The 8,219-nt window shown below is 61.7% G+C and carries 8 protein-coding genes; 4 read left to right on the forward strand and 4 right to left on the reverse strand.

From position 1 onward, the window contains the following. The coding region (locus tag L972_RS06045; RefSeq protein WP_442853368.1) for an ATP-grasp domain-containing protein at positions 1 to 496 on the forward strand (496 nt) is incomplete at its 5' end. Between the two features lie 84 nt (positions 497 to 580). On the opposite strand, the gene L972_RS06050 is transcribed toward L972_RS06045, so the two are convergent. Together L972_RS06050 and L972_RS06055 are read right to left on the reverse strand one after the other, a co-directional pair. Beyond that, positions 581 to 2,209: an alpha-amylase family glycosyl hydrolase gene (locus tag L972_RS06050; protein ID WP_047436615.1), complete on the reverse strand. Its 1,629-nt coding sequence runs from the start codon at positions 2,207 to 2,209 to the stop codon at positions 581 to 583. A gap of 109 nt (positions 2,210 to 2,318) precedes the next feature. Then, positions 2,319 to 4,283 carry a TonB-dependent copper receptor gene (locus L972_RS06055; RefSeq protein ID WP_047436618.1) on the reverse strand — a complete coding sequence of 655 codons (1,965 nt, stop codon included), beginning with the start codon at positions 4,281 to 4,283 and terminating at the stop codon, positions 2,319 to 2,321. Between L972_RS06055 and L972_RS21310 the strand changes: the two genes are divergently transcribed. After that, positions 4,272 to 4,532 (forward strand): hypothetical protein, encoded by a 261-nt coding sequence (locus tag L972_RS21310; protein WP_139714664.1) that lies wholly within the window; start codon positions 4,272 to 4,274, stop codon positions 4,530 to 4,532. The genes L972_RS06055 and L972_RS21310 overlap by 12 nt on opposite strands. On the opposite strand, the gene L972_RS06060 is transcribed toward L972_RS21310, so the two are convergent. Beyond that, entirely contained in the window at positions 4,529 to 4,786 is a 258-nt protein-coding gene (locus L972_RS06060) for a DUF2442 domain-containing protein (RefSeq protein ID WP_005335997.1), read from the reverse strand. The two genes, L972_RS21310 and L972_RS06060, sit on opposite strands and share 4 nt — an antisense overlap. Positions 4,787 to 5,044: 258 nt before the next feature. Between L972_RS06060 and L972_RS06065 the strand changes: the two genes are divergently transcribed. Beyond that, entirely contained in the window at positions 5,045 to 7,009 is a 1,965-nt protein-coding gene (locus tag L972_RS06065; protein ID WP_047436621.1) for an LTA synthase family protein, read from the forward strand. Between the two features lie 91 nt (positions 7,010 to 7,100). On the opposite strand, the gene L972_RS06070 is transcribed toward L972_RS06065, so the two are convergent. Further along, the gene (locus tag L972_RS06070; RefSeq protein WP_005336001.1) at positions 7,101 to 7,571 is read right to left on the reverse strand and encodes an Lrp/AsnC family transcriptional regulator; all 471 of its coding nucleotides are present in this window, start codon (positions 7,569 to 7,571) and stop codon (positions 7,101 to 7,103) included. A gap of 143 nt (positions 7,572 to 7,714) precedes the next feature. Here L972_RS06070 and L972_RS06075 point away from each other — a divergent pair. Then, on the forward strand, positions 7,715 to 8,219 hold a 505-nt coding region (locus L972_RS06075; protein WP_047436624.1), incomplete at its 3' end, for a cyclin-dependent kinase inhibitor 3 family protein.

An 8,219-nucleotide genomic window follows, 5' to 3' on the forward strand; every position in this document is an offset into this window, starting at 1 on the left:
GAAGGTGCCCGACGGGGCACAGGGGCGCGATCTCGCCATGGCCAGCGACGAGCAACAGCTGGCCCGCCTGCTGGACGAGGGGTTGGGCCGCTCCGCCCTGCTGCTGGTGCAGAGCCGGATCCCCGCCGAGTTTGACTGGCGCATCGGCTTTCTCGACGGCTCGCCGCTGTTCGCCTGTCGCCGCTACCGGCCCGAACCCGGCAACCGCATTCGCCGCCGCAAGCACCCTCTCGACATGAGCCGCATCGAGGCGTTACCGCTCAACGAGGTGCCAGAGCGGGTGCTGCAGACCGCCCGCCGCGCCGTCCATCAGCTCGGCAATGGCCTCTATGGGCTCGATTTGCGCCAACAAGGACGTGACTGCGTGCTGCTGGAGATCGTCGACAACCCCTGGATCCGCGGCGATATCGAAGACAAGGAGGCGCAGGATCTCTACGAGCGACTGGCCCGCGCCTTCCGCCAGCGGCTGGAAAACCGGGGCCAGAGCACCGCATAACCCCGCCATGACTTTGTCGCCCACAATGACAGAGAGGGCCCCGCGATGGGGCCCTCTCTCATATCAAAGCGTGCTGTGGCAGACTTATTGCAGACGCAGGAAACGCCCGCTCAAGGGCGGTATCTCCACCGTTACGCTGCTGCCGCCGATGGCCAGACTCTCGCCGCTTTGCAGATCCACCAGCGCACTACCGCTGCGCAGTTTGCCCGTCGGCAGGTTGTAGCTGAGCGCCGTGGTGGAGAGGTTGAGCAGGTAGACTATCTGCTCTCCCGCCGTCTGCTTGATGTCACCATAGAGGCTGCCATCGGCCACCAGCTTGACTCGCTCTCCCTGATAGAGAGCGGGGTGGGCGGCACGCATCGCCAGCAGCTGGGCGAGCCACTCTTTCAGCTCAGCCTGTTCGCTACCCGGCACAAAACCGGTGACAGCGGGCACCTTGCCATCGCTGCGGGCCACATGATCGTCGCACAAGCCCTGCGCCGCACAGTCGCCGCCGACCTTGGCAGCAAAGCCCGGCACCTCGTCGCCAAACTCCTCGCCATAGTAGAAGGTGATGGGGCCGGAGCGGGCCGCCATAAAGCTGAAGGCCGCCTTGTGGCGCTGCCAGTACTCGGTCGACTTGAAGTTGCCGCGCTCCAGCAGATCGCCCAAACGCACCAGATCATGGTTGCCCAGCATCAGATTCGGCATGGCGTGATTCGGGTAGTTCTCCACCTTGTTCCAGCTGGCATCGAGCACGCTGGCCCCCTGCCCGCCCTTGCCGGACTCCTCCACCGCCAGCGCCTGCACGATGCCGTAGCGCAACGGGAAGTCAAAGGCCGAGGAGAGCGCCGGATTGTCGCTGCTGCCATAAGCCTGAGCGCGAATATCGTCAGCCCCCTTCCACACCTCGCCCACCATGTAGCCGAGGGTGCCCCACTGCTGCCCTGCCGCTTTGCGCGCTGCGCTGGCCTGCTCCACCTCGCTGCGAATGGCGCGCCAATCATCCAGCCCAAGCTGATAGGCCTGATCGAGGCGCCAGCCGTCGATACCGTACTGCTCGACCCAGTAGCGGGCCACCTCCTTGAAGTAGGCGAGGCTCTCCGGCTTGCTGTAATCCACCAGCTGGCCGGGATAACCCGCACCGCCGCTGGTGAGGGCTGGCAGACGCCCCTCTGGCGAGGGCTTGCTCACCCCCACCTTGTTGACGTGGCCAAACACCCCGTCGAGGAAGACGTAGAGGCCGCGCTGATGCGCTGCATCCACCAGCTGTTTGAGCTTGGCATTGCTGCCAAAGTTGGGATCCACGGTAAAAAAGTCGCAGGCGAAGTAGCCGGTGGCATCGAGCTTGTTATCGCCGCCTTGCCCCGCGCAGGAGTCGAACACCGGGGTGAGCCAGATGGCGTTGACGTTGAGACTCTTGATGTGGTCGAGACTATCGATGATCCCCTGCAGATCGCCGTTGTGCTGGGAGGGGCCATAGCCGACGCCGTAGTTGGCACTGCCGTCACCATCGGCAAACGACTCCACCATTACCTGATAAATGCGCAGGTTGCAGGCGGGTTGAGCGTCGCCATAGCAGGCACGACTGGCCGTGGCGACCGGAGGATGAGTGACCGGCGGATTGACGACGGGGGGAGAGCTCTCCCCACCAGAACTACCGCTGCCGCCGCAAGCCGCAAGTAACAGGGCGGCCCCGAGCAGGCCCCCATAGCGTAACGTTCCCTGTTTCATTGTTATGTTCCCGCTGTGAGAGCAGGCGTCTGATACGCCTGTTTTTCACCATGATAGCGATGCTCACACAACGGTGTCTGTGACTGAAAACGTTATCTGACTCAACTGGTTAGAGCACACCGGCCGAGGCAAAGCGGTAGTTGACCGAGAGCCAGTAGGAACGACCCGGCTCGGGGATGCGGCCGCTCTGCTCGTAGCCCAGCCCGGCCTGACTGCTGTGGACCGACTTGGAGAGGTGCTCGTAGTAGAAGGTGTCGAACAGGTTGTCTACCCCGGCCGAGAGTTGCCACCCCTTGGCAAACTGCCAGGCGCCGCTCAGGTTCATGGTGAAGAAGCCCGGGGTCTCGCCCTGATCCTGACCGGCGACCGTGCCGGAGCCCACATCCACCCGATCCTGCGCCGCCACGGCGCGCCCCAGCAGGGTAAAGCTCAGCGCCTCGTCCGGCTGCCAGCCCAGCGCCAGCTTGCCATCGAGCGGTGGCATCTGGGCCAGCGGCTTGTTGTCGCTCTGGTTTTCGCCGTAGACCACCGCCAGACCACCATCGAGACGCCACTGCTCGGCAAACTGCCAGCGCCCCTCCAACTCGCCACCCCGGGTCTGGGCATCGATATTGCGCACCTTGTTCGACTTGCTGTTGTAGAGCAGGTAGTCCTTGATGTCGGCGCTAAAGATAGAGAGGGTCAGGTCCAGCTCGCGGCTGCGCAACGCCAGCCCCGCATCCCACTGGCGACTGCGCTCCGGGTTGAGGGTGAACGGGGTGCTGTCCTTGCTGCGCTCCCAGTAGTCCGGCGCCCGCTCTGCCTGCCCCCAGGCCAGATAGCTGGACCAGCGGGGCGACCACTGGTACTCGTAGCGGCCAAACCCGCTGTTCAGGGTCAGGGTATCGCTGTAAAGGGTCTGTTCACCGGCGCCATAACGGGTGGTCTCGACCCTATCCTGACGGTAACCGCCCTTGTAGCTGTGAGCCCCCTGCTGACGACCCAGTTCGGCGAAGCCGCCCTGCTGCTCGAAACGCAGGGTGCGCTGGCGTGGCTTGTCTGCATAATCCAGATCCTTGCGAAATCTGTGTTGATCCCGGTTGCTGTCGAGCCCGGCGGTCAGCAACCAGTCGGCAGGAAGGGCGATATCGTTGGCCCAGCGCCCGCCGGTATTGCGGCGATCAGGGTTGTTCAGGGATTTGGGGGTGCTGTTTTGCCGCAGGCTGAAGTTGTCCATGATGTGGTCGATGTAGTTGTCCCACAGGGTCAGCTCGCTGCGCTGCCAGTGAGTGGTGATCTGCTCCTGCTTGAGCTTCAGCCCGAAGGATTCGCGATCAAACATGGGGCCATCCATGGTGCGATCCGCATAGGCGGCGCGGGCATTGCTGCGCTCGGCGGTGAGCTCCAGCCAGGTGTGCTCCCCCGGCGTCCAGCCCAGCTGGGCGGTGCCGTTCTCGCGGCGATAGAAAGAGCGCACCTTGTTACCGTGACCATCGCGGTAATCGTCGCTGTCGGAGTGGGTGAACTGACCGCGTAGATAGCCATCGGTCGAACCCGCCGTCATATCCACCATCTGGTCATCGCGGCCAAAACTGCCATAGAGGGCCGAGGCATCGGCCTTGAGGCCCGGTGCGGTGAACTCGGGTCTGTCCCGTTCGAACAGCACGGTTCCCGCCAGGGTGGCACCCTGCTCGAGGGATTGCGGCCCCTTCAGCACCCGGATCCGGTCAAAGGATTGGGGAAACACATAGGCGGTGGGCGGGTCCATCCGGCCACCACACCCACCGGCCAGCATGCCGCCATCCATCTGCACGTTGAGGCGGGACATCCCCATCCCCCGCAGTACAGGGTCGCCACCAAGCCCCCCTTTGCGCACCATGCTCATGCCGGTGACATTCTTCAGATAACCGGCGCCGTCGGCAGCGGGCATGGGGGAACCGGGCTTCTTGGGATCCAGTGTCACCTCCAGGGTGCTGGCGGGGCGGGTTGCCACCACCATGGGATCCAGCTGTTGCACCGATTCCTGACCGGCAGCGCCGTGACAGGCGAGTCCACCAACCAGCAGGGCAAGGGGGGGGCGCATATGACAAGCCATACATTTTCCTTATGTATTTGTTTGTTTTGTTATTTTCATTCAACCAACCAAACCTTTCAGCAAGGGAAAGGTTTGCCATCTGGCCGCAAAAAAGGCCTGCGGCGCGAAAGCGGCAAGCCTCTGTCAGATGAAGCGAAGGCAAGTTGGCAAAATGTTGCGCAGGTTTTACCCAAGTTGGCTCAGAAAGGCAAACGGGCAAACATTCCAGTAACAGGAATCTGGCGTTGGCTCACAAAAAATGGGGATTAGCTGAAGGCCTCCCGCTCATCGATGGGAGAGATGAGGTGATAGACCTCATGGGCGGATAGCGTGCAGCCAACAGGCCACTCCAGCTGGTGGTGACGGTTGATGAAGACCCGGGCGCAGTGACGCTCGCTCTCCAGCTTTGCAAACAGCGGCTGGGTTCGCCAGGGGGTCAGATCCAGCACACCCGTGGTGCCATCCGATAACACCAGAAACAGGCGCCATCCCCGCACATACTCGACATCGATAAAGACCGGCATCCCTTCGGCTCCGATTGAGATAATTCGCGGCAATTATAAACACCCATCCCCCATCCATACGCGCTGTGGCTCACATTTTATCCAGCAGGTTATGCTGTGCTCATTAAGCGCGCGACATCACATTTTTAGATGATAAATGTGTTAATTCCGGCTTTTAACAAAATTGAATGCAACCTTAACCCGTTCGATCTGTCATAACCTCACAACAAGTAAAAAACGTCTGTGGACAGGCGCTTACAGTCTCATTCAGGAACAAAAATGACAGATCTAAAACAGCGACTCGGCCCGTTTTGGCCCTTCGCCATCTTCTGCGCGCTCGCGCTTTTCTCTCTCTCTTTCAGCCGAATCGCCCTCGGCCTCTGGCAACTGGAACGGGTGGATGCCGTGGCCGGTTGGCAGGAGATGCTGCTGCAAGGGATCCGGGTCGACTTTGCGACCCTCTGCTGGGTCTGGGGTGTCCCCGCCATGCTCACCCTGCTGCTGGCAGGCCCCCATGCCATCGGTCGGGGCTGGCTGCAACTGATGCGCGTCTGGCTGACCGTCGGACTCTGGCTGATGCTGTTCCTCGAGATCTCCACCCCCTCGTTTGTCACCGAGTATGGCGTGCGCCCCAACCGCCTCTATGTGGAGTACCTCATCTATCCGAAAGAGGTATTCGCCATGCTGTGGGCGGGCCGCAAAGCCGAGCTGCTGCTGGCGGTACTCTTCAGTGGCGCCGTGCTGGCCGGTGGCTGGTGGCTGAGCGGCCGTCTGGTGCGTGGCCTCAGCTTCCCCCGCTGGTATCTACGTCCTGCCTTCGCCCTGCTCATTCTGGCCATAGGTTTTCTCGGTGCCCGCTCCAGTCTCGGCCACCGCGCCCTGAACCCGGCCATGGTCGCCTTTGCCGAAGATCCGCTGGTCAACTCGCTCACCGTCAACTCCGCCTACTCCCTCTTCTTTGCCATCAAGCAGATGGGCGCCGAGGAGGATGCCGGCCAGTTTTACGGCGAGATGACGGAGCAGAAGGTGCTCGAGGTCATGCGCAAGGAGAGTGGCCGTCCGGCCAGTGATTTCAACTCAGATCTGCTGCCCAGCCAGACCTTCAACCAGGCGAGCTTCCAGGGTAAACCGAAGAATCTGGTGATCCTGCTGCAGGAGAGTCTGGGTGCCCAGTTTGTCGGCTCCCTCGGTGGCCTGCCGCTCACCCCCAACATCGATGCCCTGTCGCAGCAGGGCTGGGCCTTCGAGCAGCTCTACGCCACCGGCACCCGCTCGGTGCGTGGTATCGAGGCAGTACTGACCGGCTTCACGCCAACCCCGGCACAGTCGGTGGTCAAACTCGGCAAGAGCCAGACCAACTTCTTCACCATCGCGGATCTGCTCAAACAACGGGGTTACGACACCAGCTTTATTTATGGCGGCGAGAGTCACTTCGACAACATGCGCAGCTTCTTCCTCGGCAATGGCTTCACCACCATCGTCGAGCAGAAGGATTTCGACAATCCGGTGTTCAAAGGGTCATGGGGGGCTTCCGACGAGGATCTGATGGCCAAGGCCGACGAGACCTTCAAGGCGTTGCACAAGGAGGGTAAACCCTTCTTCAGTCTGGTGTTCAGCTCCAGCAATCACGATCCGTTCGAATTCCCGGACAACCGCATCGAACTCTTCGAGCAACCCAAACAGACCCGTAACAACGCGGCCAAGTATGCGGATTACGCCATCGGCGAATTCTTCAAGAGGGCGAAACAGTCCGAATACTGGCAGGACACCCTGTTCCTGGTCATCGCCGACCACGACAGCCGGGTCGGTGGCGCCAGTCTGGTGCCCATTCCCCGCTTCCATATTCCGGGGGTCATCGTGGGCGATGGCATAGTGCCGAGAAAGGATTCGCGTATCGTCAGCCAGATCGACATGGCGCCTACCCTGCTCTCCCTGATGGGGATCAGTGCCGACTACCCCATGCTCGGCAAGGATCTGACCCGTATGCCCGCCGACTGGCCGGGGCGCGCCATCATGCAGTACGACAAGAACTTCGCCCTGATGCGCGGCAAGGATGTGGTGATCCTGCAACCGGAACGGGCGGCAGAGGGCTATGTCTACGACAATGCCAGCGAGAAGCTGACTCTGGCGGCGCAGCCGGACGCCTTGAAGGAGGATGCCCTCGGTCTTGCCCTGTGGGGCAGCATGGCCTATCAGAAGAGTCTCTATCAGACGGCCAAGGATGAACGCACCGCCGCCAATTGAGCCACCCGTACTGATTCAGCCGATAGCAGAATGGAAAAAACCGCCAGCTGGCGGTTTTTTCTATCTATTCATACTGTCGGCCCACTGGCCGTTATGGCTGGGGAAAGCAGGGCAGGGAGCGGCTGAACTTGTGCTCGAATACCAGCGAGGTTTCGAGGTGCACCACCTCTTCGCGGGAGGTGAAGTGATCGAAGACAAAGTTGCGCAGGTGCTCGGTATCTGAAACACAGAGGTGCACCAGAAAATCATCCTTGCCGCCCATGTGGAACAGGCTGATCACTTCGGGTAGCGCCAGAATGGCATCGCGGAAGGCATCGATGATCTGGCGGCTGTGACGGGCCAGCTGCAGGGAGACCATGGCCTGAATGTGACCACCGAGGGCCTGATAATCCACTTCGCAGTGCGCCCCCTTGAGCACGCCATCCTGCTGCAGCTTGCGCACCCGCTCCAAACAGGTGGAGGGGGCAACGCCCACCAGCGCGGCCAGATCCTTGTTGGTCATGCCCGCATCCCGAAACAGATGGGCCAGGATATCCAAATCCAGTTGATCCAGGTTTCTCATCTTAACTCCTTGAACCGCTCAATTTTTTAGACTCTGCCCGTAAACCGGGGCAAACACAACGGCCATTGACATCCCCCCTGCCCCGCCTATCCTTGGCGCCATTCACCGGCCGCAGCCCTGCGGCCACCACGCGAGGATCCGCCATGCACCCGTATCACCCCTTCTGGAGCCTTGAGGTTCCCCGTGTCGATGGTCAGCTGCTGCTGACCCCTTGCCCCGGCACCCAGCAGGTGCCACTGACCCTGGCACTCGATCAACTGCGGTTGGCCGGTGCCCACGGGGTGGTTACCCTGATGACGCGCGCCGAGTTGATCCGACTCGAACTGGCGCAGCTCGGCCAGCAGGTCGAACACGAAGGGATGCGCTGGTTCCATCTACCCATCGAGGATGATCTGGCCCCCGACACCGACTTCGAGGCTGCCTGGCAACAGGCGCTGCCGCAGCTGCGCGAGCTGCTGGGGGATGGCAAACATCTGGTCATCCACTGCAAAGGGGGCAGCGGTCGTACCGGTCTGGTCGCCGCCGCGCTGCTGATGACCCTCGGCCAGCCACAGCAAGAGGTGATGGCCGCCATCAAGGCCCACAGACCCAAGGCGTTTACCCTGGCCTGCCACCGCCAATGGCTCGACCAGCTGGCCGAGCGGCTGG

This window comes from Aeromonas sp. ZOR0001 (assembly GCF_000801015.1).
In the GTDB taxonomy this organism is placed as follows: Bacteria; Pseudomonadota; Gammaproteobacteria; order Enterobacterales; family Aeromonadaceae; genus Aeromonas; species Aeromonas veronii.